This is a genomic window from Brevundimonas intermedia, from assembly GCF_004614235.1.
Lineage (GTDB): Bacteria > Pseudomonadota > Alphaproteobacteria > Caulobacterales > Caulobacteraceae > Brevundimonas > Brevundimonas intermedia_A.
Window position 1 is genome coordinate 133,141 of the sequence record NZ_SPVH01000001.1, and the last position, 25,207, is coordinate 158,347.

The following is a 25,207-nucleotide window of genomic DNA, read 5'->3' on the forward strand; positions in this document are numbered from 1 at the left end:
GGCGCAACTGACCCATGTTTCATAATCGCATCGATCGACGCGGCATCCTTCTGTCCGGACTTGGCCTGGGCCTGTCCGCCGCAGGAGCGGTCGCTCAGACCCCGGACATGCCTTTCCGGACCTATCCCTTCACATTGGGCGTCGCGGCCGGCGATCCGACGGCCGATGGGTTCGTCATCTGGACGCGGCTCGCGCCCAACCCCCTGGTTCAGGACGGCGACATGCCGCCGTTGGATGTCGCCGTCGGCTGGGAAGTGTCCACCGATCCGGCATTCCGCAAAGTGATCCAGAAAGGTCGCGGAATCGCGCGCGCGGCGCTCGGCCATTCGGTCCATGTCGAGGTCGCCGGCCTGGCGCCCCACACCCCCTACTGGTACCGCTTCTTCTCGCCCGGAAACCTGCCGAGCCCCGCAGGACGCGCACGCACGCTTCCGCTTCCCGGCGCCGCCGTAGACCAGGTGCGATTTGCATCGGTGGGCTGTCAGGATTTCGAGCGCGGCTTCTATACCGCCTATCGCCACCTCGCGGCGGAGCCCGACCTCGACGTCGTCTTCCACTATGGCGACTACATCTACGAGTTCGGCCCACGAGAGCACGACGTCGTGCGGCGTCACTGGGGGGGCGAAACGACCACTCTCTCGGACTATCGGCTGCGCTATGCGCAATACAAGCTGGACCCAGACCTGCAGGCCGCCCATGCGGCGACGGCCTTCGTCATGACGTTCGACGACCACGAGATCGACGACAACTGGGCGGGCGAGCACGGCAAGGACGGCGGTCCTCCGGCGGTGTTCGCGGCGCGAAAGGCCGCCGCGCTTCAGGCCTGGTACGAGCATGCCCCCGTTCGTCCCCGCGTCCGGCCCGGCGTCGTCGGCGCACAGGCCTTCCGTCGTTTAGATTTCGGGAAGCTGATGCGGATGCACGTCCTGGACACACGCTCCTATCGCAGCCGCCAGGAATGCGAAGGCGCCGCCATGACGCCGCTGGAACGCGCCGCCTGCAAGCCGGCCTATGCCGCCTCGCGCACGATGTTAGGCGCCGAACAGGAGGCCTGGCTGGATGACGGTCTCATGCCCGGCTTCGGCTGGAACTTTATCGCCCAGCAGGTGATGGTGATGCCCTACGATGTCCGAAAGGACCGAGAGACCACGGCGCGGCGCAGCACCGACAACTGGAACGGCTATCCGCAGGCGCGGCTCGACCTGATCGACAGCATCAAACGCAAGGGGCTGACCAATGTCGTGATCGGCAGCGGAGACATGCACCAGAACGTCGTGGGGTATGTGCCGCAGAACCCTCAAGATCCCACGTCCACGCCCATCGCCAGCGAGTTCCTGGCGACATCGATTTCATCGGGGGGCAGCGGCGGGCTGCGTCATCCGAACGAGCTGAACGTGCTGGACAACAATCCGAACGTTCAACTGCTCAACAATCAGCGCGGCTACCACCTCTACACGGTCTCGCCGAACGACTGGACAGCCGACATCAAGGCGCTGGATCAGGTGGACAGGCCCCACGGCCGATTGACGACCTTGGCGCGCTTCATGGTCGATCCACGCGAACCCCGACCCAGGAAGATTTGACTGGCGTTATTCAAAGTACAGGGCAAAGACGACGGCTTGAAGGACAAACGACCGCTCAGGTCTCTGCAGGAGGCAATGGAACCTTTCTGCGCGATAGCCCAGCAGGCAGACCTTGGGCTCGTCCCAGATGAGACAACAAGAGCTCCTTGCGGAGGTCCATCACCGTAGCGCTACGCGATCGCTCGATCCCGACCTGAGCGCTGCGCTCGGAGCAGCTTTCACATGAATTCTGTGGCCACGCCCTTTTGCAACCCGGCCGCTGACCACGGCACTAGCGTTGATCGATGACTTCTCGCCCGTCGCCGGATTTCTCGATATCGAATGCGTCCAGCCGCCGTCCGGTCGCGTCGAAGGTCCGGAACGTCAGTCGGTCCGTGCTCACATCCACGACCTGGAACGGCTGGGTGTCCCCAATGCGTACGTCGGCCTGTTCTGCGGACTGCGGGTTGAGCGAGTACATTTTGGCACCGGCGATCGAGACGACATAGACCGGCCCTTTCGTGAGCTGGCCCAGCCGAGTGTAGTCGGTGATTGTGGCGAGCTCGATGGCGCCAATCTTAGTGCGGCGGAAGCGGTCTACCGTTTTGGCGCGGGCAACCTGATTGTTGAGCGATCGCGGGTGTCTAATGGACCCAGGTCGATGTGGACCAAACACTGGCCCGGAGAAGGAGGCGCTCCGCACCTCGTGGCCATCTCCACACCGGCCGTTTTATACAGCCTTAGTCAAGAGGCTCTGGAGCGAACATTCTTTGAGATGATCGCCCGCCCCATGTCGGCTGCGCCGCCGCGCGCAAGCCCTCACGGCGGCTGAGCCCTGCTCGTTGGCTGGCAGTATTCGCGTGAGCCTGCTCTTCTACCGCTCGGACCTCGCGACAAAATAAGGAAGCAGGCCCGCGACGACGCGGCGGCTAGCGTCCTCGTCCTGGTCGAGCATATCCCTGAGCGGCTCTCCGATCAGGGCTTCGCCGAAGGCGCTCAACGCGATGAAGAGAACGGCCGAGGACAGGCGGATCTGGCTTGCTTCGGAAGGATCGCCGAGCTTGTCCTGGATGGCGTGAACCAGACCGTTGACGGCGGCGCGGACAGGTTCCAGGTGCGACAGGTCGCCTTTCAGCACGATCCAGGCCGCCAGCTTGCCGGCCCCGCCTTCTGCAAAGGCGTCGAACACGGCGTTGACCAGTTCCAGAGGCGCCCCGTCATCGGTGCGCAGACGCGCGATCGCGGTATCCAGCGCGTTGGACAGGTCCGCGACCATGGACCCCATCAACGCTGACTGAAGGCCTTCGGCTGAACCAAAATGGTGGATGAGGTTGGCGTGGGTCATGCCCAAGTCGTCGGCCACCGCCTTGAGCGTGACAGAGTCCGGCCCGCCCGCGAGCAGGCGCGCGCGCGCACAGACCAGGGCTTCCTGGCGGGCCTCTTCAGGGGTGCGCCGACGACGACGAACGCGCTCTATTGACATTGCTGTTAGTTACATCCATGTAGATAGCAGATTGGTTAAGCGCAGCGGGCGGAGAGAGCAAGTGACAGCGGAACTATTGATCGACGACGGAGCATGCAAAGCGCCCGCCCGTGCGGCTGGCCGGCTTCAGCCCCGGCGTGTTCAGCCGCTAAGAGCCTTGCGCGCCCTGCGCCGCTTGATCGCCGATAAGGAAGACACCACCCAGGTGTTCGAGATCATGAACGCACTGGCGGGAAGCTCGGTGCGGCGCGGTTATCACAAGATGCTGGAGCAGACCGAAGGCTCGCGACAGGCCTTCAAGATGGTTGAACTGGCGGATCGCCTGCATGACCGACCCTGGCTGGAATCCCTGCCTCGGAACTCCGTGGGTCGCGCCTATCTGGACTTCATCGACGAGCGCAATCTGTCGGCTTATGGCCTGGCCGGCGAAAGCCAGAAAGTCGCCGACAGCGAGATCGAGGCCGCCCACCCCTATGCCTGGTATGCGCGTCGTCTGCGTGACGTCCATGATCTGTGGCACATCCTTACCGGCTATCGCACCGATGCGCTGGGCGAAGCCTGCGTGGTCGCCTTCTCGCTTCCGCAGACCCGCAGCGTCGGGTTCGGCCTGATCGCCGCCGGGGTCGCGGTGGAAGCGGCGCGGGCTCGAACGGGCCATCCCTGCGCGCGCGCCATTCTGCAGGCCTGGCGTCGCGGTCGCCGCGCCGCTTGGTTGCCGGGTCTGGATTACGAGGCCCTCATGGCCGAGCCTCTGGATCAGGCGCGGGCGCGTCTGGGTCTGGCCGGCCCCACGCTTTACGATCAGATTCCAGTCCAGCTACGCAACACTCTACTGGTTTCCACCTGATGTTACGGGTCGCCGCTGCTCTGATCGTCGGTCTCGTTCTCGCGGGACCAGCGACCGCTCAGGATGAGCTTCTGATCGGCAAATGGCGCACCGCCGCCCAAGGGGGCGTGGTCGAGATCCACGCCTGCGGTTCCGCCCTGTGCGGCCGCGTCTTCGACGCTGCGCCCCTTCGGCGCAATCCGGATCAGAAGGACGTTCGCAATCGCGACCCAAACCTGCGCGACCGGCCTCTGCGAGGGGTGAGAGTTCTGGATGGATTCACGGGCGGCCCGACCGTCTGGAACGGCGGTCCGCTCTACGATCCCGACAGCGGTCAGCGCGCCTCTCGGGGAAGCTTGACGCTGGTCGGACGTGATCGTTTGTCGGTGCGGGGCTGCATCGCGCCCCTGCTGTGCCGCACCCAGATCTGGACGCGAGCGAACTAGGCCCGGCGGATCCACAGGGCCGCACAGCGCGGCCACGTCGCCAAACTCAATCGGATCGTTCCTCAGCCCACGTCGCTCATGGCGCGACCGGCGGCGCGGCCGGTGAAAAGGCATCCGCCCAGGAAGCTGCCCTCCAGGGCGTTGTAGCCGTGGGCGCCGCCGCCGCCGAACCCTGCCGCCTCGCCAGCGGCATAAAGACCTTCGAGGACCGATCCGTCGGCCTTCAGAACCCGGCTGCTCAGATCGGTCTGAACGCCGCCCAGGCTCTTGCGCGTCAGGACATGAAGCTTGACGGCGATCAGCGGGCCGGCTGCGGGACCAAGCAGACGATGAGGCTTGGCGACGCGCGCCAGCCGATCACCGAGATAGCGTCGGGCGTTATGGATGCCCTGAATCTGAAGGTCCTTGGCATAGGAATTGTCCATCTGGGCGTCGCGCGCCTCAATGATCCGAAGCACCGCCGCCGCGTCGAGAAGCGGCGCGGCCGTCAAGGCGTTCATCTTCGCGACCAGCGTCTCGACATCCTGGGCGACCACGAAATCCGCGCCCTGTGTCTTGAAGGCTTCGACCTCTGGCGACGCGCCCTTGCCCAGCCGGGTCTTGAGCACGCGCAGCCACTCACCGGAGGTGATGTCGCCGTTCTGCTCGGAGCCCGACAGAGCGAACTCCTTTTCGATGATCGCCTGCGTCAGCACGAACCATGAGTGATCGTGCGCCGCCAGGTCCGGCGTGGTGCGCAGATGGCGCAGGGTCGAGAGCGTGTCGTAGCCCGGCATAGCCGGAAACGGCAGGCGGCGCCCCAAGGCGTCCAGCCAGAGCGACGACGGCCCCGGCAATATCCGGATGCCGTGACGAGGCCAGATCGGGTTCCAGTTCTGGATGCCCTCGACGTAGTGCCACATGCGGTCCCGGTTCACGAGGCGCGCGCCGGCGGCCTCGGCGATGTCCAGTCCCCGGCCGTCGACATAGGCGGGCACGCCGGCGATCATCTCGCGCGGCGCCGTTCCCAGACGTGCCGGCCATAGGCGCCGCACCTTGTCATGGTCTCCGCCGATGCCCCCCGTGGCGATCAGGACCGCCGGCGCCCGCAGGAGGAAGGATCCTATCACCTCGCGATTGGACGGCGCCCCGCGCGGCGCATCGTCCGGGGCCAAACGAACCCCTGAAATGCCCGTCACGCGCCCGGCTTCCACGATCAGGTCATCGACACGGCAGCGTGAATGGAACGTTAGAGCTCCGCGCTTTTCCGCCGCTAGTGCGCGGCCTGCGAACGGGCCGCTCACCCCCGTCCCCGTCCCCCACGCCACATGGAATCGCGGCACAGAATTACCATGACCGTCGGCGCGTCCGTCGCCCCGCTCGGCCCAGCCGACCATCGGCGTGAGTCGAATGCCGTGCGCGCGCAACCAGCTGCGTTTCTCGCCCGCCGCGAATTCGACATAGGCCCGTCCCCAACGCGCCGCCCATTCGTCCTGCGCCAGCGGGCCGTCAAGACGGTCCCAGCCCGCGCTGCCCTGCCAGTCCGACCAGGCCAGATCGAATCCGTCACGCACGCCCAGCCGGCGCTGTTCGGGACTGTCGACCAGGAACAGGCCGCCGAACGACCAATAGGCTTGGCCGCCCAGGTTGGCAGCGCTTTCCTGATCCACCAGCGCCACCCGGCGCCCGGCCTCGACCAGTTCGTTCGCGGCGACCAGCCCGGCCAGCCCCGCCCCAACGATTACCGCGTCATAGTCCATCACGCGTCCCCCTGTCGCGCCAACGTCGCGGCCGACGACATCGACAATCCAGCCCGCTTTCTGATGGCCGTCAACCAACATCGTTGTCAATAGGTATTGACATGACGGTGAGTAGTGCGAAGTTGGCGACAACTGCCGGTGGCCCCGCCCCGCTGAGCAGAAAATACAGGCGGGAGGAAACGTAAGCACGCGCCGTCGATACACCGACGCGTTCCGGGAGGATTTTATGGCTTCAGCGGCCCGTATTCGCGCGCGTCTTGCGCTCTCCGTATCGGCGACAGCCCTCATGCTAGGCGGGGCGCCGGCGCTGGCGCAAACATCGGGGTCGCAGGCGGAATCCGGCCCCGCGGTTGTGGACGACATCATCGTCACCGCCCAGAAGCGCGAACAGTCCGTTCAGGACGTGCCGATCGCCGTCACCGCCCTCTCGTCCGAAGCCCTGCAGTCGCGCCAGATCGAAGGCGGCTCGGAACTGCTGCGCGCCGTGCCGAACGTCACCTTCTCCAAGGCCAACTTCAGCATGTACAACTTCTCGATCCGCGGGATCGGGACCAAGGCCGTCTCCGCGTCCAGCGACCCTGCGGTCGCCGTCAGCTTCAACAACACGCCCCTGATCCGCAACCGCCTGTTCGAGCAGGAGTATCTGGACGTCGCGCGCGTCGAGGTGCTGCGCGGTCCCCAAGGCACCCTCTACGGCCGCAACGCCACCGGCGGCGTCGTGAACATGTTTCCGGAGTTGCCCAGCTTCGACTCCGAAGCGTTCGTGACCGGTGAACTGGGCAACTATGACACCAAGCGCGCCCAGGCGATGGTCAACATCCCCCTCGGCGACACCTTCGCCGTCCGCGGGGCCTTCGCCCTGACCAAGCGCGACGGCTTCGACTACAACAGCTTCAACGACACCCATGTGAACGACCGCGACCTGTTCACGACCCGCCTGTCGGCCCGGTGGGAGCCGACCGCGCGGTTCCGCGCCAATGCGATCTGGGAACATTTCGAGGAAGACGACAACCGCTCACGCACCGGCAAACAGCTGTGCACCACCGATCCGGGGCCGACGCAGGTGGGATCGGCGGCCGTCGTTCAACCTTACACCCAGGATCAATTGAGTCAGGGCTGTCTGCCCGGATCATTGTATGACGATGCCGCATACGGGGCTCCGAACGGGGGCTCCTTCGGTCCCATCCGCTTGTTGTCCACGTCGGTGAGTCTCGGCTTCGACGCCAATGGACAGCTAAGCTATCCTATTCCCTTGGGAAGCGATCCCTACGAGGGAATCGTCCAGTCGCGCGATCTGCGAGAGATGTCGACCAGCTATGATCCCGTGTTTCGAGCCAAGAACGATGTCTTCCAGGTCAACCTGGAGTTTGATCTGACCGACACTCTGACACTGTATTCTCAGACCGCTTATGCAAAAGACGATTACTACGCATCTCAGGATTATGCGCGTTATGTTTCAAATCCAGCCTTCATCGACAGCACACAGATATTCGATTTCGACGGAACACCGCTACCCTCAACGATAACACCCGGCGGGATTTATACGGATCCGCAACTCGGCCCTTCAGACCGCATCCTTTCCGTCGATCTCAGTCAGTCCGACAATCGCCAATGGTATCAAGAGTTCCGACTACAGTCGGACATGGATGGCAAATTTAACTTCAGCGTCGGAGCGAACTATCTCGATTTCAAATCTCAAGACGACTACTTTGTGTTCAACAACACGTTTTCCATGATCGCCGAGTATTTCTACAATGTCAGCCTGGGCGGCGGCGGAAAAGGCACCGTTCCCTGCGATGAAAACAGGCCGACCGAATGTGTCTATGTGGACCCCAATCCGCTGAGCGAGATAAACGGCGAGGGTCATAACTACTTCCGCAGCAAGAACGTCATTCACACCCGCTCTTGGGCTGTTTTCGGTGAAGGTTATTGGGACCTGACGTCCGACCTACGTCTGACAACCGGGCTACGCTACACAGAGGATCGCAAGGTCACGACCCCCTACCCCAGTCAGCTGTTGCTGGGCGCGGACCTGGACGGCACGCCGGGGGCAGGAACCGGCGGCTATGTGCGAAGCGGCTATTACGCCCTTCCCGACATCGAACAACAATGGGAAGCTGTTACCGGGCGCTTGGTTCTGGACTGGACGCCGGACCTGTCCTTCACAGACGACACCCTGATCTATGCGTCGCTGTCGCGTGGCTACAAGGGCGGCGGGACCAATCCGCCTCGACTGGACCTCAATCCAGGCGTCGTCGAATATCTACCGTTATCCAGCACGTTCGACCCCGAATACGTCAATGCATTCGAGATTGGGACCAAGAACACGCTCCTGGACGGCGCGCTTCGGCTCAACACCATCGCGTTCTTCTACGACTACAAAGATTATCAAGTTTCTCAGATCGTCGATCGCATCTCGCTGAACGAGAATTTCGACGCCACCATCTGGGGGCTTGAGTTGGAAGCCGTCTACAAGCCTACGGCCAACTTCCAGATCGACGGCAACTTCGGCTATCTGAAAACCCGCATCGCCGACGGAGAGGGCTCCATCAACGTCATGGACCGGACACAGGGTACGGACGGCTGGACCGTCCTTCGTCCGTGGATTCAGGTGCCGTCCAACTGTATCGCGCCGACCGAATATGTAGAGCGGATTCTCAACAGCCCATTTGGTCCTGAACTGGCGAACTTCGCCATCAGCGCCTTGTGCGCAGGCTCTTCTCGTTTCGGCACGTTCAACCCCGATTTTGCTTCCAGCCTGCCCTTCTGGGCCTTCTACGGCTTCGAATACGACCCTCTGACTGAAGCTCCCAACGGCGGTCGTGGCTTCGAGGCCGACCTGAGCGGCAACGAGTTACCCAACTCGCCCAGTTGGACCGCGAACATTGGGGCGCAATACACCTGGTTCATGGGCAACTGGGATCTCACGCTTCGCGGCGATTACTATCGCCAGGGCGAAAGCTTCTTCCGGGTTTACAATACCGAATATGACCGACTGGAGGGTTGGGACAACGTCAACCTTTCGGTGAAGCTGGAAGACACAAGGCGCGGCTTGATCCTTCAGGCCTACGTCAAGAACGTCTTCGACGACGCGCCGATCGTCGACGCCTTCACCAACTCCGACGACACCGGCCTGACCACCAACGTCTTCACCCTGGACCCGCGGCTATTCGCCGTGCGTCTGACGAAGACGTTCTGAAGACGCAAAGACCCGCCGACGCAGTTGGAGATCTCGGATTCCCCCGACCGCTTCAGCGGTCGGGATTTCGCGCCATCCTCCATTTACCATGTTGAAAAATAACAATTATTTATTGACTCAAGGATGCTTACGGCGCTGTAAATAGGCGTCCAAACATAGGACGGTCCAAGTTTCACAGGGCCCCTGAAGGCTCACTTAAGGGAGGACTATCATGATCAAGACACTTTCCTTCGCCGCCGCAGCCTTGGCGACGGTCGCGCTCGCGTCGCCAACCTTCGCTCAGTCGTTCTCGCCCAGCACGGGCAACTTATCGGGTTCTGGATCCGTTCGGCTTCAACAGACGACGGACGTGACGTGTAACGTTTCAATCACGGCATCGCCCGGCGCCACCACCCGAGCGATCCCCACGCGCAGTATTTCAGCAGGTAGTTTTCTCTGCGTAGTCGTTGCGCCCTATGGAGCTTGGAGCGCATCAGTCGTGCCAGGATCGACAAGCTTGATTTCTCTTACCATTGGAGCCAATACCGTCGCTAACAAGCCTTGCTACGGCACCGTTACCGTCGCCTGGAACAATACAACCAGGAGCGCCACCTTCAACAACAACGTGCTGCCTGCGGTGAACGCTGGGGATCCGTCTTGCACCTTGGTCAGCGGCTCCATCAACATCCCCGGCCTGCAAATCCTCTAGTCCAGGCGCAAGTCTGGCTTTCTGAAACTGAAAAACCTCGGCCGGACGTCTCCGACGTCCGGCTTTTTTCGCTTCTCGTCGTGTAATACTGGTGCGCACGAACCGCTCAGGTCACGCAACGATCGATGTTCCCCGCTTGATGCTCAGCAGATCTTGGTGATCGCGTAGATGCTGTCTTGCCTCCCCATTGTCGCCTTGGCCGCGTTCGCCCAGGACGCCGAGACAGCGGCTCCAGCCCAGTTGGACGAGGTCGTCGTCGTCGGGCGGCGGGGCGCCGCCAGACTGGCGCCCGAACGCGAGTTTGGAACCGAGGAAATCGACAATCTTGGCGCCTACGACATCGGCGAGGTCATCAACCGCATCAGCGAAAACCTCGGCCTCCAACAGCCGCCCTTGATCATCGTCAACGGACGTCGGGTCGTCGATCCTCGCAACTTCCTCGGCTTTCCGCCAGACGCTCTGTCCCGGCTCGAAATCCTGCCGCAACAGGCGGGTGCGACCTATGGCGCTGACCCCTCTCGGAGGGTGGTCAATATCGTCCTCGTTCCTGAGTTCAAAAGCCGCGACGGCCTGGCCAGAGCATCGCGACCGACAAGCGGCGGAACCTCGACGCTGGCGGTCGACGCCCGCCAATCTCAACTCAAAGAGACCGACACACTGCAGTTCGGCGTCGAGGCGGCGCGGACGACATCGCTCAGGGCCGACGAACGGCCAAGCGTTCTCGAGGACAATCCCGCGCGTGAAGGCGGCACGCTGCGCCCAGCGACCCAGACCGCCTCGGCGAACCTTTCCATGACAGGAACGATCGGCGAGTGGGCGACATCCCTGACGGCCAGCGCGCAGGAGCAGCGCAGTCGGTTTTCATTTCGTGTCGCAGGAGCCGCACTCAACACGCGACAGGCCACAAGCGTCCTGAACGCGAGCGGCGGCGTCAGCGGCTCCGCCTATGGCTGGTCGGTGAGGATGAGTCTGGACGCGGTCGCCATCGAAAGCCGCCAGAAAGGCGTTCTGGACCTCACCGCTCGAAATCTGTCGGGCGTGGCGAACCTGTCCGCCGACCGGACTTTGATCGACCTGCCGGCGGGGCCGATGCTTCAGACGGTGGACACGCAATACTCCCTCGCTCGAGATAAAACCGACACCCCGGACGGAAGGGCGACCCAATCCTCGCAGGCGCTCGATGTAAGGTCTGGCCTGACGCTTCCGATCTTGTCGGCCCAGCAGGACGAAGGGGGAGCGGGCTGGGGCGATCTTGTCGTCACCCTCGGCGGACGGTTGAGAACGTTGGACACCGCAGGGGCAGACGGCCAGGGGCTCAGTGCCGGCTTTGCTTGGACGCCGTCGGACCGATATCGGTTTACGGGGCAGTGGTCCCGCGCGACAGATGCTCCCACACGTGATCAACGGTTCGCCCCGGCCCTCTACGGATCGCCGCAGACCGTCTATGACTTCCGATCCGGCGAGGCCGTGGAAATCCTGCCCTTCACCGGCGGAAATCCAGACCTTCGGGTGCAAGAAACACAGTCGGCGTCGATCGGCGCCTCGGCAGGCCCGTTCGGTCGTTGGGGCCTCCAGGGCAACCTCGATCTGCAGAGTACGCGATCGACCGCCGCGATCGCCGCCCTGCCTGCACTCACCCCGGCGACCGAGGCCGCCTTCCCGGACCGATTTTTGAGGGATGCGACGGGGCGTCTGTTTGCCGTCGATCGGCGCGCCATCAATCTGCAGGAGATCGCGGCCGACATCCTCTCGTCCGGCCTGACCGCCAACATTCCCTTGGGCGAGACCGCCCCGGGTTCGCCCGGGCGAGGCTCGGTCCAGGTCTCCGTCAGCCATACCTGGCGGCTCGCGGATCGGCTGATCATCCGCAACGATCTTCCCATGTTCGATAGATTGGCCGGAGATGGCGGGGGCGTACCGCGCTACCAGGCGACCCTGAGGGTGGACGGTCGATTTGGACGTTGGGGCGCGAACCTGAGCGGCAGCTGGCGCAGCAGCGCGCGTATTCGGCGCGACGTGGGGCAGGATGGACCACAAGACATTCTCCTGTCGCCCATGACCACCGTCGGCCTGAAGGTGAGCACCGTTCTGGAGACGAACCAGGGCGAGGCGACAGCAACGCCAGGCCGTCGCCGAAATGACGGACTTCGCCTTGAGCTTGAGATCGAGAACCTGTTCGACGCTCGCCCAAGGGCCCGCCTCGGCGACGGCCTCCCAGTCCCTGGTTATGGCCGCAACGACCAGGATCCCTTGGGCCGTACCGTACGCCTCACGGCAAGTCAGCGCTTCTGACACGAGCGGCCTGGCGCAATCAGACCGTCTGCGCGTTTGCCCCCTTAGCTTAGGGGAGACGTTCGCGCCGCACCGGGGGTCGCGACGTTCAGCTAGGCGTGGGGGAGCGGGCAAGACTAAGGGCGTCCGAGAAGAAGCGCCCCTCATTCCAGAAGCGGACCTACGATTGGCCGATATGGGTCAGCAGCAGTCTCAGCCCACGCTACCTTTGCGAGCAGAATATACCGTCAGAAGTACCGTCAGAGTGCTGTGACTGCTACCGGAAACGCGACTCTGCCCGCTGGGAAATACCAATAAAATCCGAGCCCTGCGGGGTGGTCTTTGCGCTGATTGACCATTGAGACGGTAGGATCAGGCCGATCTTTCAACTCGTTGAAATGTAACTTGCTTATTGCAGCGCATCCCGCTCACTCACTCCCACTCGATCCTTCAGTAGACCAGAAGGCGCTGATTTATCAGCGCCTTTTCTTTGATCCACGCACCATGCCGCGCGAGCTACCGTCACTTAAATAGCGTCGTTGAATTCATTGGTAAAATTCGACGTAGTAAAATTTCAGTGATGCTGCCATCTATCGGCGCAAGCGGGTCTCTCTCCGGGCAACAGGAGCTCCGCCGGACAGACGACAGGAGACTTGGACTATACCGTACGATCACGCTGACGACGGCCGCCCAGTAAGGGCTAACATATCGCCAGTCCGACGCTCGACCAACGGCTTGGATGCGCCAAGACCAAACAAGGCATCGGGTCCGAAGCCCCCGCAAGGATCGTGAACCCTGCGAGACTTTGAGGTCAGCACCGTCAGTACTCGCATATCCGCTTACAGTCTATTGCCCTACTGTCCGTCCGAACGGCTGAAAAGTGGTAGAAAGCGGTTCGGCGCTGCGATATCTTCTTGAGCGAGAACGCCGAGAGCGATGTCGGCCATCGCCTCCAAAGGCTGAACCAGACGAACGATCTCAGGCGCCACCAGACTGACGCTGCCGCTGTCTTCAAGACAGGCGAGGATGGGACGGCGGCTTGGCGGCTGGGACTTGATAGCGGCCAGCAGTCCAAGCGCCAGTTCGTCGTGGTCGGCCACGATCAGGGCGGGCGGTTCGTCCTCGGCGATCAGGCGGCGCCCCCATTCCAGGCCGGCTCCAAAGTCGCCGGACGGCGCGGGGCAAAGTCGCACGGTCTTGGCGGCGGCCTGGACAGCCTCGCGTCTTTGGCGGGCCAGCCAGCCGTCCGCCTCGCTATGAACGAACGCTGCAGCACCCGCATCGACTGTCTCCAGCAAGGTGGTCATGGCCTGGGCATGATCAATCGAGACGAGGGCTCCCGCCAGCGCGGGATCGGCGTCGATCCGCACGAACGGCACCGATCGACCGGCCAACATGGCCAGCACCCTGAGATCATCCGCCAAGGGCCGCCAAAGGAGCACGCCTTCAGGACGCAGCCGGTCGATCAGGCCCTCGATATAGGCGACTGCGCCTCCGCCCGCCGGGGGGCGATCAACGATCAGGTGCCGGCCCAGGCCGCGACACCGCTCGACCGCATGACGCTGGAACTGCCCCGGCAGGTCGGACGTCCCATGACCAATCAACATAAGGACGATGAAGGACTGAGCGCGGGGCAGCCCCCGCGCAAAGGCGTTGCGGCGAAACCCCAGCGCTTCCACCGCCTCGCGGACGCGCTGCGCCGCGTCCGCGCTGACATACGGCTGGTTGTTCAGCGCCCGCGACGCGGTCATCACCGAGACGCCGGCCATCGACGCGACATCCTTGATGGTCGGTCGGGTCAAGGGACTGAAACCTCACCTGTCATGCGGTTGCTTCTGCGGCCTCGACTCATCGCTCGTCAATGGACCCGGCGTCACGGCCGAAGCCGCGACGCACGAACCCGCGCTTGACCATTGAGGCGGGGAGACGTCGCATCGGTTCCGACAAACACCTTGTAGTCCCCGACCGGAACGGACCAACCGGGACGCTGCGTGTCCCAGTTCCCCAGCAACCGGCGGTCAGCGGTCAGCGAGACCGTGCGGCTTTCGCCCGGCGCCAGCGACACCGGCTCGAATCCGATCAGCCGTTGTTGCGACCGGCCCGGCGACTCGGTCAAATAGACTTGCGGCACGTCCACCCCCGCGCGATCGCCGGTATTGGCCACCTTAAAGCTGACGGTCAGGGTGTCGCCGCCTTCGACCTTCAGATCGCTGTAGGCGAAGTCCGTGTAGGACAGGCCGAAGCCGAAGGGAAACAGCGGGCGCGCGTTCTTGGCCTCGAACCAGCGATAGCCGACGTCGGCCCCTTCAATCGTGTAATCGACCGGAAAGCTAGGTCGCGTCTCGCCCATTGCGACGAGGCCGGCTGACGGCTGGTCGATGCCTGGAATGACAGGACGAGGCAGTTGATCCACGGAGGCTGGGAAGGTCACCGGCAGTCGACCAGACGGATTGACGTCGCCGAACAGGATGTCGGCGATCGCCTCGCCGCCCTTGGCGCCCGAGTACCAGGCCTCAAGCACCGCTGGCACGTGCTCTAGCCACGGCATCACCACCGGCCCGCCGGTCTGGAGGACCACGATGGTGTTGGGGTTGGCGCGCGCCACGGCTTCGATCAGCGCTTCCTGATTGCCCGGCAGCGAGAGGTCGGGCACGTCCACCGCCTCGGTGGTCCATTGGCCGACGAAGATAATGGCCAAGTCAGCCTTTGCCGCCAGGTCGACGGCCTCGGATACATAGCGGCCGTGGGCGAAACGGACGGTGGCGTTCGGCGCCTCGGCCTTGATCGCCGCCAGCGGCGACGAGCCGTGATACAGGGCGTTGCTGAAGGGCCCCATGGCGTTTTCGCCGCCGATGCGGACTGTTGCAGCCGGCCCGCCGGGCGCGGCGACCTGCGAAGATCCGCCGCCGGACAAGACGCCCACATCCGCCTGATCGCCAATCACCACGATGTTGCGGGCGGTACGGGCAAGCGGCAGCAGATCACGCTCGTTCTTCAACAAGACCACCCCGCGTTCGGCTACGCGGCGCGCCACCTGAGCATGGGCGTCGAAATCGATGACGCCACCCGGCTGAGGCTGGTCGTCGAACATGCCGGTGGAGATCATGGTGCGCACGATCCGGTGCGCCGCATCGTCTACCCGTGTGACATACCGCGCGTCGCCGCCCGCCACCGCCTCGGTCAGCAGGCGTCCGAAATAAGGTTCCCGGTCCAGCTGCTCGCCGGACTGTTGATCCAGGCCGTTCAGCAGGGCCTCAGTCGAATGCACCGCCCCCCAGTCTGACATCACCCAGCCCTTGTAGCCCCAGTCGCGCTTGAGCACGTCGTTGAGCAGGGTCGGGTTCTCGCAAGCATACACGTCGTTGACGCGATTGTAGGCGCACATCACCGAACCGGGCTGGCCACGCTCGATCGCAATTTGGAAGGCCAGCAGGTCGCTTTCGCGGCCTGCGGCCTCGCCGATGTCGGTGCTGTGGAAGTTGCGGCCGGTCTCGTTGCCGTTGAAGGCGAAGTGTTTGATGGTCGAAATGATGCGGTTGCTCTGAATCCCGCGAATGGATTCGCCCGCCAGGGTTCCGGCCAGAAGAGGGTCCTCGCCCAGATATTCGAAGTTCCGGCCGTTGCGCGGGTCCCGGACCAGATTGACGCCGCCCGCCAGCAAGACGTTGAAGCCCTTGGCGCGCGTCTCGGCCCCGACCATGGCGCCGCCCTCACGCGCGAGTTCGGGATCGAAGGTGGCCGCCAGCGCCAGGCCGGACGGCAGGGCGGTGGCGCCGTCGCCTCTGAGCCCGGCCACCCATGACACCCCCAGGCTGGCGTCCGTCTCTTTCAAAGCCGGCACCCCCACACGCTCAACACCCGGCACATAGCCTGCGCCAGGAATTGCGCCTTCAGGGATCGGCGTGTCGCCGAAGAACGGCAAGGGCATCGTGCCATGCAGTAACGACAGCTTCTCCTCCATCGTCATGCGTCCGACCAGGGCGGCGGCGCGCGCATCGGCGGCGGCGTCCTGGACTTGGGCGTGCGCCTGAATCGGCGCGACCAAGGCGGTGGCGGCAAGGAGCGCGTGAGCGAAAGGTCTGAAGGTCATTTCCGTCCCCGTGGGCGCACAATGTGACGCGCCTCATTTGTTGTTAGACAACGTTACCATATCCAGTCGGCGGATTTTGGCAACTGGGATCATTGTGCGCAGTCGTGTTTCAGCCGATCGGCACGGTATGGGGCGCTGCGGCGCTTTGACCTTCCAACAGGCTGTGGGGCAGCACGACCGAGATCGTCCCCCTCCCCTCGGCCAGAGCATCGGCCGCATCCAACGCCGCCCACGCCATTTGCGTCAACGGCTGGCGCACGGTGGTCAAGGTCGGCCAGCCCGCCATCACCGTTCGAAGCCCGTCGAAGCCGACGATCGAGAGACAGGCTGCGGCGGGATCTTCCGACCGCAGCCGCGCGGCCCGACGCACGCCTACCGCCATCATGTCGTTGGAGGCGAAAACGGCGGTCGGAGGCTCGTCCAGATCCAGCAGACCCATCGCGGCGTCGAAGCCAGACGCCTCAGTGAACCAACCCTGCCGAATCAGCCCCGGATCGATCTCGATCCCAGCGGTGCGCATGGCGCGAACATATCCCTGACGGCGCGCTTCCGCCGCGCCGTGGCCAGGGTGGCCGCTGATCAGGGCGATGCGTCGATGCCCAAGGGTCAACAATCGCTGGGTCATGTCGAACGATGCAGCCTCGTCGTCCATCCCCACATAGACACAGCGGTCGAGATCCAGTGTCGGCGCGATGCGAACCACCGGCGCGCCCGTGGCCTCCAGCGCCGCGATCACCCGCATATTGTCCGCCAGGGGCGGCAGCAGGATGAAGGCGTCCTTTGTCAGGCCGCTAGCCACCGCCCGAACCTCCGACTCTAAGTCGGCGTTGGCACGGACGATCTCGATCGCCAGACTGGAACCGAGCGCTTGGCAACGGTCGATGAACCCTGTTTCCAGCGCCGACAGATAGGCATGGTTTTCGAGAAAGGCCTCGGCCGTCGCATAGGTGACAAGGCCAATCAGGCGGGTGCGCCCACCACTGAGGCCGCGCGCGGCAAGATTGGGCGTGTAGCCCAATGCGACGACAGCCGCTCGCACGCGGTCCCGCACGTCTGCCCTGACGCCCGCCTCGGCGTTCAGGACACGCGACACTGTCTTGAAGGATACACCGGCTCGGGCGGCGACATCCTTGATCGTCGGCTTGCGCGAGGTTGAAATCGGGGCTTTGGTCACCGCTTGAGACTAGGCCGCATCAAAAGGGTTCGCCAGTCGGAAACCGGCTTTGGCTTGACGCCGCTTCGGAAAGCGATAGCGTGACCGGTAACGTTGTCAGCGCCAATCAGAGCGCCATCGGGAGGGACTACTCATGACCATCCAACTGATCCGGTCTACGCATAGCGTGGCCGGACGCCGGGGCGCCGCGCTTGCCGCCGCCTCAATCGCGGCTCTCATGCTCGCTGGCGCGGCCGGCCAGGCCCAGGCCCAGACCCAGGCCGGCCCTGTCGCCACGACCACTACGGGCCAGGTCGCCGGTGTCACCGCCGACGGTGTCACCGCCTGGAAGGGCATTCCCTTCGCCCAGCCGCCAGTCGGCCCGCTGCGTTGGCGTGCGCCCCAGCCGCCGCGCGCCTGGTCGGGCGTGAGGCCCGCAACTGACTACAGCAACGATTGCATGCAGATTCCCTTTGCTGCCGACGCCGCGCCGTTGGGGACGCCGCCGGCCGAAGACTGCCTTTATCTGAACGTCTGGAAGCCGGCTGACGCGCCAGCCGACGCCAAACTGCCCGTCGTGGTCTGGATTTATGGCGGCGGCTGGGTGAACGGCGGCGCCTCGCCCACCGTCTATAGCGGCGCGCCGATGGCCAAGGAGGGCGTAGTCTTCGCCAGCTTCAACTATCGGTTGGGTCGCTTCGGCTTCTTCGCCCATCCTGCTCTGACGGCTGAGAACGCCGACGACGGCCATCTGGGCAATTACGGCTACATGGACCAAATTGCGGCCTTGAAATGGATCCAGGCCAATATCGCGGCCTTTGGCGGCGACCCCGACAACATCACCATCATGGGAGAATCGGCTGGCGGCGGATCGGTTCTGAACCTGATGACCACACCCCTCGCCGAAGGCTTGTTCGACCGCGCTATTTCCATGTCGGCGCCCGCGCGCATGGACTCCAGCCTGAAGCCGCTTCACGCCGAGGGCAAGCCCGACGCCGAGGATGACGGCCAAGGCTTCGCCGAATGGGCGGGCGTCACCGGCGACGACGCTCAGGCGTTGGCGGCGCTTCGTGCCCTGCCGGCCGAAAAGATCGTCGAAGGCACCGGCATGGCCACCCGCCCCGTCGCGCCCGCCAGCGGCCCAATGATCGACGGCAAGATCATGGTGGGGGCCGACAGCGTGTTCCGCGCCCAGCAACAGGCGCGCGTTCCTCTGATGATCGGCGGTGTCACCGCCGATATCGGTTGGGGCCCGCCCCTGCCCCGCGACGAGATGCTGGCCCGCTTCCCGGACCCCGAAGCAGCCCGCGCCGCCTATGGCGACATCACCCCCGACGAGGCCTTCCGCTACTCCATCTATATGGACTCCTTCATGATCGAGCCGGCTCGGTTCATCGCCCAGGAGCAGACCAAGGCAGGGGCGCCCGTCTGGCACTATCGCTACGGCTATGTGGCGGACACGATGCGGAGCGAATGGCCCGCGGTTCCCCATGCGACGGAAATCCCGTTCTTCTTGCAGACCATCGACGCCCGCTACCCGGACAAGGTGACGCCGGCGGATCGCGAGGCCTCCAAGCTGATCGCCTCCTACATCGTCAACTTCGCCCGCGCCGGCGACCCGAACGGCGCCGGCCTGCCGCGTTGGCCGGTGTTCGACGCCCAGTCCCAGCCGGTAATGCGCTTCAACAACGACGGCGTCGAAGGCGGTCCCGATCCGTGGCGCGCTCGACTGGACGTCACCCAGGCTGCGGCCGAAGCCGCCCGCAAGTAACGCGCAACCTTCCTAAGGGTGCTAAACTGACGGCGTCGCGATCATCGCGACGCCGTTTTCTTATGCCCGACGATTTGGCGTCGACGCCGCTCAGCCAAGCAAAGCGCTGGCGGCGCACGCCCGACAGAACGTCTCTAGCGCGTCTCTTCCACTCGGCATCTCGACAAAAAAGGGCCGCTGCGGAAAACCGCAGCGGCCAGGCCGGCGCTCAGGATGCCGGAAAGGCACGTCTAGAAGCTGGCGGTCAGTTGCGCGCTGAAGGTGCGGCCGTAGGGGTGAGAGTAGGATCCGTTGAACACCGACTGACTGGTGATCACGATGGGAGGATCCTCGTCCGTCAGATTCTGGATCGTCAGCGAGGCCCGCAGTCCCTTCACGAACCCGCCCGCCGGCGCCCGGAATTCGGTGGCGTAGGCCAAAGTGGCGTCGGCCGTGACCCAGGCATCGACCTTTTGAGGCGTGATGGACGATCCCAGGGAATCGACCGCCAGATCATTGGTGTAGCCGCCCGTATAGTTGACGAACAGGTTGCCGCTGAACTCACGCCAGTTGGCGCCCAAGGACGCCCGGCCCCGCCATTCGATGGGCGTGCTGTAGAAGCCCAGGCGATCCTCGAACGGCTGCCCCTCTACGACCTGCTGCTCATTGCTCATCGTCCAACTGGCCGCCAGCGAGGCATTGACCGACAACTCGCCAAACCGGCGATCGTAGAAGACGCTGGCGTCGATACCGTCCTGGCGTGTCGCCGCCAGATTGGTGTTGCGCTGGTCGATCAGCACATTGACGGCGCAGAAGTCTGGGATGCCGCCGTACAGCAGGGTGCGACCCAAGTATTGCTGCAACAACGGATCGGACGTCGTCAGGTCGGCGTTCGAGCAGGTGGTCGGGTTGTTGATGGGTATGATGTTGGCCGCAAAACCCCGATAGTCAGGATAGAGCCCGGCCTGATAGGCGCCCAGCGCATCCGGGGATGCGATACGGCCTGTGTAGCTGATATTGTAGTAGGTGGCGTTGAAGGTGAAGTCGCCCAGTTCGAGATCGCCGCCGAAGGACCAGTTTGTGGCCTCTTCAGGCTTGAGATCCGGGTTTGAACCCAAAACCAGCCCAACGTTAGCCAACGTCAGCCCCGCGCCCGGCAGGTTCAGGAAGCCGTTTGTCACGCGCGGGTCGCTGTTGGACGACGGAAAGCCGAACGAGGACGAATAGGCGAACAGATTGACATCCGGCAGCGACGGTGCCCGGAACGACGTGCCCCAGGACCCCCGCAGGCTGAAGGTGTCAGTGACGTCCAAGGTGACGCCGATCTTGGGATTTGTGGTGTTGCCCACATCGGAATAGTCGTCATAGCGGACGGCCGCATCGACGATCAGGCTCTGGACCAGCGGCACGCCCATTTCCGGACCGATAAGCGGCACGTAAAGCTCGCCGAAGGCCGACCAGATGGTCCGATCCAGCTTGCTGGTGGCCTCGGTGGTGTCGAACTCGAACGCGTTCAGCGCCGTGCGATTGGCTCCGTTGACGTTGTAGTTGTAGGCTTCGTTGCGCTCACCGCCGAAAGCCGCACGCACCGTGCCGCCCGGCAGGTCGAACAACGGCCCGTTGAACTTGACCACAATGTCGTCCAGGCCGTTCCCGCTGCTCTGAATATTGTCGCCCAGCAATGTCGACAGTTGCGCGTCCGACAATGAGGTGCTGCTCAGCGGATTGATGTCTCCGGTGTTGATCCGATACTGCAAAGCCGTCGGATTGAGATTCAACCCCGTCTGACAATAGTTGCACGCTTCGTCCCGCCCGAACGTATAGGAAGCGTCCATCTTCCAATCGAAGGGCAGCAGCGCCCGGAAACCGGCGGTGATGCTGTAGGTTTCCGAATAGTTATTGAAGTTGCTCGTTCCAAAATCCTTAATGCCACTATATTGCACATTGAGGTTCGCCCCCGGCGCGACTCCGGGAATTCCGCTGATGTAATAGGGGTTCGGTGTCGCCGTGACGTTGCCGGCCGCATCGAAAAGGAACGGCGAAAGGGTGACGTTTTGGTTCACCGAAGCCAGCGAGCGCGAATAGGTCTCGCGCTTGCTGTAGGAGGCCTGCAGGAAACCTTCGATGTGCCGGCCGAACTGCTGGTTGGCGAACAGAGAGAGTTGGTGCTTTTTCTGCTCGCCCACATAGTCCGTATATTCGGCGGAATCCGTGAGATTAGGCCGGTTCAGCAACAGGTCCGAGGCCGACAGTCCGACGTTCGCGCCCGTCGGAAGGCCGTAGTAGGTGTATGCGCCGGCTCTGGGCAGCGTCGGGTTCTGCGAACCGTCGGCGTTCTGGACATAGATGTTGGCGGGTCCCGAGACCGTCGCTGTCGTTCCGTTCAGCCGGTTGTCCGGTCCGCCGTAACGGGTCAGATCCTGCATCAGCAGCGGATTTTCCGACCGCAGATAGGCGTCACGGGAGGTGTATTCATACGCCAGCAGCACGTTGCCGCCACCCATGCCGCCCAGGTCGCCCCACATCTTGCCGGTCGTGAACGACGGCGAATACTCGACCCCGCCGGTCTGGTTGGTGACCCGAAGCGACGCCTCGACGCCTTCGAAGTCCTTGCGCAACACATAGTTCACCACGCCCGCGACCGCGTCTGAGCCGTAGAGCGCCGAAGCGCCGTCCGCGATCACTTCGACGCGTTCCACGGCGGCCAACGGCACCTGGTTGGCTTCGGTGAAGTTCGAGGCCGCGCCCGTCGCGACAAGGCGGTGGCCGTCCACCAGCGTCAACGTCGCCTGGGCGCCGAGGCCACGAAGGTTGATGGCGTTGCCCTGCTGGGAATTATAGGAACCCTGTGTCCCGCCTTCGCGGAAGTCACCGAGATTCTTGACCTGCGGCAGGGTCCGGACGGCGTCGGCTACGTTGCTGACACCGGTTCTCAGGATTTCCTCACGCGAGAGGGTGACAGTTTCGCTGCCGACCGGCTTCACGCCCGAGATGTTGGTCCCGACGGCGGTGACGACGATGTCCTCGACGCTGGCGACATCGCCGTCTTCCTCGGTCTGTGCGGCCTCGCCGGATTGGGGCGAAGGCGTCTGCTGCGCCCAGGCTGCGGGCCCGAAAAGGGTCGTGGCCAGCACGGCGCCCGCCGCGGTGGTCAGCCAGCGCGCACGACGGCTCGTGTTGGATTGAATGATCGTCTTCATGGTTTCCCCTCCTGACGCGCTCCCGACGCGTCTATTGTTTCGTTGCGGCGCACGTCGGCGCCGAGCGCGGGTTCAGCCGCGCCATCTGTCTTGGAAAAACGGAAAACCGCTTCCTTCCCTGCCGCCCGGACGCTCTGACGGCGCCTCGGGCATGACAGCGTTCCCATAGCATCGAACAGCTTTCATGACAACGATACCAGGATGGTGTCACAGGGTCTTTTTGGGACAGGGGGCCGTGGGCGAGGCCGGTCCATCCGACAAGCGTATATCGGCGAGCGAGATGGTCAGCGGCGCCGTGGAAACAAGGCTGAACGGTTGATCCACGGACCGAAGCTCCACGCCGCTTTGCGCCAGGCAGCGCAACGGAATGGATATGGTGCGCCACTCGCCGGTCGGTCCGGTCAACGGCGCCAGATCGACGAAGGTCATGCCCATGCCCGCCCACAGGGCGCCGGTGATCGGCGTCTCGACACGCGCACGGAAAGTCAGGGAGCGATCCGCACGCTCGGACAGGTCGATCCGGTCCCCGCCGATGCCAACCAGGGCCTGGCCCGAGAAGGCGAGCCGCAGGCTGTCTTCCTGGATCGCTCCGTCGGTCGGAGACCACGCAACCGAGGCGCTGGCTCCCCGAGGCGACGCCACCGCCGTGACGCCCGCCCCATCGCGAATGCTCATCGTCCAGGGCGGCTGGAAGCGGCCGGTGACGAAGAAGCGGTCCAGGTTGACTGGCGGCAGATCGACGCCAGACACCTCAGGCAGCGCTCCCACCGATCCGGGCTTGGCGTAGGACAGGCCATAGCCATAGGCGAACAGAGGATCATATCCCGGCTGGCCAACGTTAAGCGGCGTGCCCTCCGCTGTTCGCGGCCAGGAGAAGGTCAGACGCCCGGTGAAATCATGGGCGGCCTTGCCGGATGGATCCGCCACCAGCACGTCGGCCACGCCCTGCCCCTGGGTTCCCGGCAGCCAGGCTGCGACGAAGGCGTCAGAAGCGTTGATCTCCGGGTTCACCCACAACGGGCGGCCCGTCAGGAAGACGGTCACGGTCGGCACGCCCGCCGCCTTCAGCCGCTTCAGAATTTCCAGCGGATTTTCGGACCGATAGTCCAGATGGCGAACGTCGCCCTGACCTTCCGCATAGGGCGTCTCGCCGAACACGACCACAGCGACGTCCGGCTTGTCCTGGAAAACGCCATCGGCGCTGAGCGTCGCCTCGCCTCCGGCCGCAGCCACCGCATCCCTCAGTCCAGCCCAGATCGACTGGCCGTTGGGGAAGTCGGCGTTGCTGTTGCCGGTGCCCTGCCAACTGATGGTCCAGCCGCCCGACGCCTGGCCGATGTCGTCGGCGTCGCCGGCCACCAGGACACGCGCGCCCGGCCGAATAGGAAGGACCGATTCCTCGTTCTTGAGCAGCACCAGAGATTTCCGCACCGCTTCGCGGGCCAGCTCCAGGTGATCCGGCGCACCCAGACGATTCAGCTCGCCCGCCAAGGCGTAGCGCGCGGGTTCGAACACGCCCGCCTTGACCTTCACCCGTAGGATGCGGGTCACGGCGTCGTCCAACACGGCCATTGGGATGCGCCCCGAGCGCACTTGCGCCAGGGTGTTGTCATAGAGGCCGCGCCAGCTGTCCGGCGCCATATACATGTCCAGCCCCGCTTCCAGCGCCTCGGGGCAGCTGACCGTGGTGCAGCCCGGAAGCTGGCCGTGGGCGTTCCAGTCGCCGACGACGAAACCTTCGAAGCCCAGACGCCCCTTCAGCACATCGCGCAGGATGGTCGGATTGCCGGTGTGCTTGACCCCGTTCCAGCTGGAGAATGACGCCATGATCGTCAGGGCGCCCGCGTTGATGGCGGCCGGATAGCCGCCCAGATGGATGTCGATCAGCTCGCGCTCAGTCCCTTTGAAGTCGCCCTGATCATGGCCGCCGTCCGTGCCGCCGTCGGCCAGGAAGTGTTTGGCCGAACTGACGACACGTTCCGGGCCGATCGGCCGATCCGCCGACAGCACGCCCTGCAGACCTTCGACCATCGCCCCGGCGTAGTCGACCTGAACGTCCGGGATTTCGGCATAGCCTTCCAGCGTGCGGCCCCACCGGTCGTCCCGAGGCACCGCCAGGGTCGGCGCAAAGGTCCAGTCGGCTCCCGTGGCGGCGATCTCCTCGGCCGTGGCCGCGCCGATGCGCCGGATCAGGTCGGGATCGTGCGCCGCCCCCAGTCCGATATTGTGCGGAAAGATGGTCGCACCGAAGATGTTGTTGTGGCCGTGCACTGCGTCCACGCCGAACAGCAGCGGGACGCGCGCGCCCGGACGCTGAGCCGCCGCCGCGCGGAATGCCGCAGCCAGATCGACCCAGGCTTGGGCCGGGGCGCGGTCATCTCCGCCAGGACCGGACGTGCCGCCCGCCAGGACCGACCCGAGCGGATAGGTCAGCAGATCTTCCGGCTTGATGGAGGCGATGTCGGCCTGGATCGTCTGGCCGACCTTCTCTTCGACCGTCATCCGGGCCAGCAGCTCGCGCACCAAAGCTTCGGTCCGCGCATCGGTCATGGCGGGGGGACTGTGAGCCGCCGGCCACATCTCGGGGTGGGCCCGCGACGCCTCGGGAACGGGGGCCCCGGCGCCTGCCGACTGCATGGCGATCGTCAAGGCCGCGGCGATGGCGGTCGTGTTCATCATGATCTTCTCCCCCGCGGCGGACGCCGCGCTGTTTTCGCCTCTTGCGAGGTCTTTCGTTTTCGGTCCTGACAACCGCTAGATCTCACGCTAGGTATTGATGGTAACGTTGTCAACGCGACAT

At 64.2% G+C, this 25,207-nt stretch carries 16 protein-coding genes; 7 read left to right on the top strand and 9 right to left on the bottom strand.

Annotation, left to right across the window (positions count from 1 at the left end):
- The first annotated feature begins 107 nt into the window (after positions 1–107).
- Positions 108–1,583, top strand: coding sequence for an alkaline phosphatase D family protein (locus tag EGY25_RS00640; protein WP_167762435.1), 1,476 nt, complete (start codon positions 108–110; stop codon positions 1,581–1,583).
- A gap of 271 nt (positions 1,584–1,854) precedes the next feature.
- Here the strand turns inward: EGY25_RS00640 and EGY25_RS00645 are convergent, their stop codons facing one another.
- Positions 1,855–2,265, bottom strand: a complete 411-nt coding sequence (locus EGY25_RS00645; RefSeq protein WP_135193132.1) for a hypothetical protein — start codon at positions 2,263–2,265, stop codon at positions 1,855–1,857.
- 171 nt (positions 2,266–2,436) lie between these two features.
- Positions 2,437–3,045 (bottom strand): TetR/AcrR family transcriptional regulator, encoded by a 609-nt coding sequence (locus EGY25_RS00650; RefSeq protein WP_135193133.1) that lies wholly within the window; start codon positions 3,043–3,045, stop codon positions 2,437–2,439.
- A 157-nt stretch (positions 3,046–3,202) separates the two neighbouring features.
- Between EGY25_RS00650 and EGY25_RS00655 the strand changes: the two genes are divergently transcribed.
- Together EGY25_RS00655 and EGY25_RS00660 are read left to right on the top strand one after the other, a co-directional pair.
- Positions 3,203–3,892 carry a Coq4 family protein gene (locus EGY25_RS00655; RefSeq protein WP_245159282.1) on the top strand — a complete coding sequence of 230 codons (690 nt, stop codon included), beginning with the start codon at positions 3,203–3,205 and terminating at the stop codon, positions 3,890–3,892.
- Positions 3,892–4,317: a DUF2147 domain-containing protein gene (locus tag EGY25_RS00660; protein ID WP_135193134.1), complete on the top strand. Its 426-nt coding sequence runs from the start codon at positions 3,892–3,894 to the stop codon at positions 4,315–4,317. The genes EGY25_RS00655 and EGY25_RS00660 overlap by 1 nt, the downstream gene beginning before the upstream one ends.
- A gap of 62 nt (positions 4,318–4,379) precedes the next feature.
- On the opposite strand, the gene EGY25_RS00665 is transcribed toward EGY25_RS00660, so the two are convergent.
- Positions 4,380–6,056, bottom strand: coding sequence for an FAD-binding dehydrogenase (locus EGY25_RS00665; protein WP_135193135.1), 1,677 nt, complete (start codon positions 6,054–6,056; stop codon positions 4,380–4,382).
- Positions 6,057–6,459: 403 nt separating this feature from the next.
- Here EGY25_RS00665 and EGY25_RS00670 point away from each other — a divergent pair, with 403 nt between their 5' ends.
- Positions 6,460–9,255: a TonB-dependent receptor gene (locus tag EGY25_RS00670; RefSeq protein ID WP_245159283.1), complete on the top strand. Its 2,796-nt coding sequence runs from the start codon at positions 6,460–6,462 to the stop codon at positions 9,253–9,255.
- A gap of 211 nt (positions 9,256–9,466) precedes the next feature.
- On the top strand, positions 9,467–9,943 hold the full coding sequence (locus EGY25_RS00675) for a hypothetical protein (protein WP_135193137.1): 477 nt from the start codon (positions 9,467–9,469) through the stop codon (positions 9,941–9,943).
- 111 nt (positions 9,944–10,054) lie between these two features.
- Here the strand turns inward: EGY25_RS00675 and EGY25_RS16380 are convergent, their stop codons facing one another.
- Positions 10,055–10,327, bottom strand: coding sequence for a hypothetical protein (locus EGY25_RS16380; RefSeq protein ID WP_167762436.1), 273 nt, complete (start codon positions 10,325–10,327; stop codon positions 10,055–10,057).
- Between the two features lie 9 nt (positions 10,328–10,336).
- On the opposite strand from EGY25_RS16380, the gene EGY25_RS00680 reads away from it, so the two are divergent.
- Entirely contained in the window at positions 10,337–12,235 is a 1,899-nt protein-coding gene (locus EGY25_RS00680) for a TonB-dependent receptor (protein ID WP_167762437.1), read from the top strand.
- 833 nt (positions 12,236–13,068) lie between these two features.
- Here the strand turns inward: EGY25_RS00680 and EGY25_RS00685 are convergent.
- The 3 genes from EGY25_RS00685 to EGY25_RS00695 form a co-directional block, all read right to left on the bottom strand.
- Complete coding sequence (locus EGY25_RS00685) at positions 13,069–14,016, bottom strand: LacI family DNA-binding transcriptional regulator (protein WP_135193139.1); 948 nt, start codon at positions 14,014–14,016, stop codon at positions 13,069–13,071.
- Between the two features lie 71 nt (positions 14,017–14,087).
- The gene (locus EGY25_RS00690; RefSeq protein WP_135193140.1) at positions 14,088–16,304 is read right to left on the bottom strand and encodes a beta-glucosidase; all 2,217 of its coding nucleotides are present in this window, start codon (positions 16,302–16,304) and stop codon (positions 14,088–14,090) included.
- A gap of 109 nt (positions 16,305–16,413) precedes the next feature.
- On the bottom strand, positions 16,414–17,478 hold the full coding sequence (locus EGY25_RS00695; protein ID WP_135193141.1) for a LacI family DNA-binding transcriptional regulator: 1,065 nt from the start codon (positions 17,476–17,478) through the stop codon (positions 16,414–16,416).
- A gap of 133 nt (positions 17,479–17,611) precedes the next feature.
- Between EGY25_RS00695 and EGY25_RS00700 the strand changes: the two genes are divergently transcribed.
- Positions 17,612–19,228: a carboxylesterase/lipase family protein gene (locus EGY25_RS00700; protein WP_209307922.1), complete on the top strand. Its 1,617-nt coding sequence runs from the start codon at positions 17,612–17,614 to the stop codon at positions 19,226–19,228.
- A 230-nt stretch (positions 19,229–19,458) separates the two neighbouring features.
- Here the strand turns inward: EGY25_RS00700 and EGY25_RS00705 are convergent, their stop codons facing one another.
- Complete coding sequence (locus tag EGY25_RS00705; protein WP_135193142.1) at positions 19,459–22,407, bottom strand: TonB-dependent receptor domain-containing protein; 2,949 nt, start codon at positions 22,405–22,407, stop codon at positions 19,459–19,461.
- Between the two features lie 207 nt (positions 22,408–22,614).
- Positions 22,615–25,083, bottom strand: a complete 2,469-nt coding sequence (locus EGY25_RS00710; protein WP_432417360.1) for a glycoside hydrolase family 3 N-terminal domain-containing protein — start codon at positions 25,081–25,083, stop codon at positions 22,615–22,617.
- Between the last annotated feature and the right edge of the window lie 124 nt (positions 25,084–25,207).

Coding starts and splice junctions, on each gene's coding strand:
- EGY25_RS00640 (WP_167762435.1), top strand. CDS start 108: ATGCCTTTCCGGACCTATCCCTTCACATTGGGCGTCGCGGCCGGCGAT.
- EGY25_RS00650 (WP_135193133.1), bottom strand. CDS start 3,045: ATGTCAATAGAGCGCGTTCGTCGTCGTCGGCGCACCCCTGAAGAGGCC.
- EGY25_RS00660 (WP_135193134.1), top strand. CDS start 3,892: ATGTTACGGGTCGCCGCTGCTCTGATCGTCGGTCTCGTTCTCGCGGGA.
- EGY25_RS00665 (WP_135193135.1), bottom strand. CDS start 6,056: ATGGACTATGACGCGGTAATCGTTGGGGCGGGGCTGGCCGGGCTGGTC.
- EGY25_RS00675 (WP_135193137.1), top strand. CDS start 9,467: ATGATCAAGACACTTTCCTTCGCCGCCGCAGCCTTGGCGACGGTCGCG.
- EGY25_RS00690 (WP_135193140.1), bottom strand. CDS start 16,304: ATGACCTTCAGACCTTTCGCTCACGCGCTCCTTGCCGCCACCGCCTTG.
- EGY25_RS00700 (WP_209307922.1), top strand. CDS start 17,612: ATGACCATCCAACTGATCCGGTCTACGCATAGCGTGGCCGGACGCCGG.
- EGY25_RS00705 (WP_135193142.1), bottom strand. CDS start 22,407: ATGAAGACGATCATTCAATCCAACACGAGCCGTCGTGCGCGCTGGCTG.
- EGY25_RS00710 (WP_432417360.1), bottom strand. CDS start 25,083: ATGAACACGACCGCCATCGCCGCGGCCTTGACGATCGCCATGCAGTCG.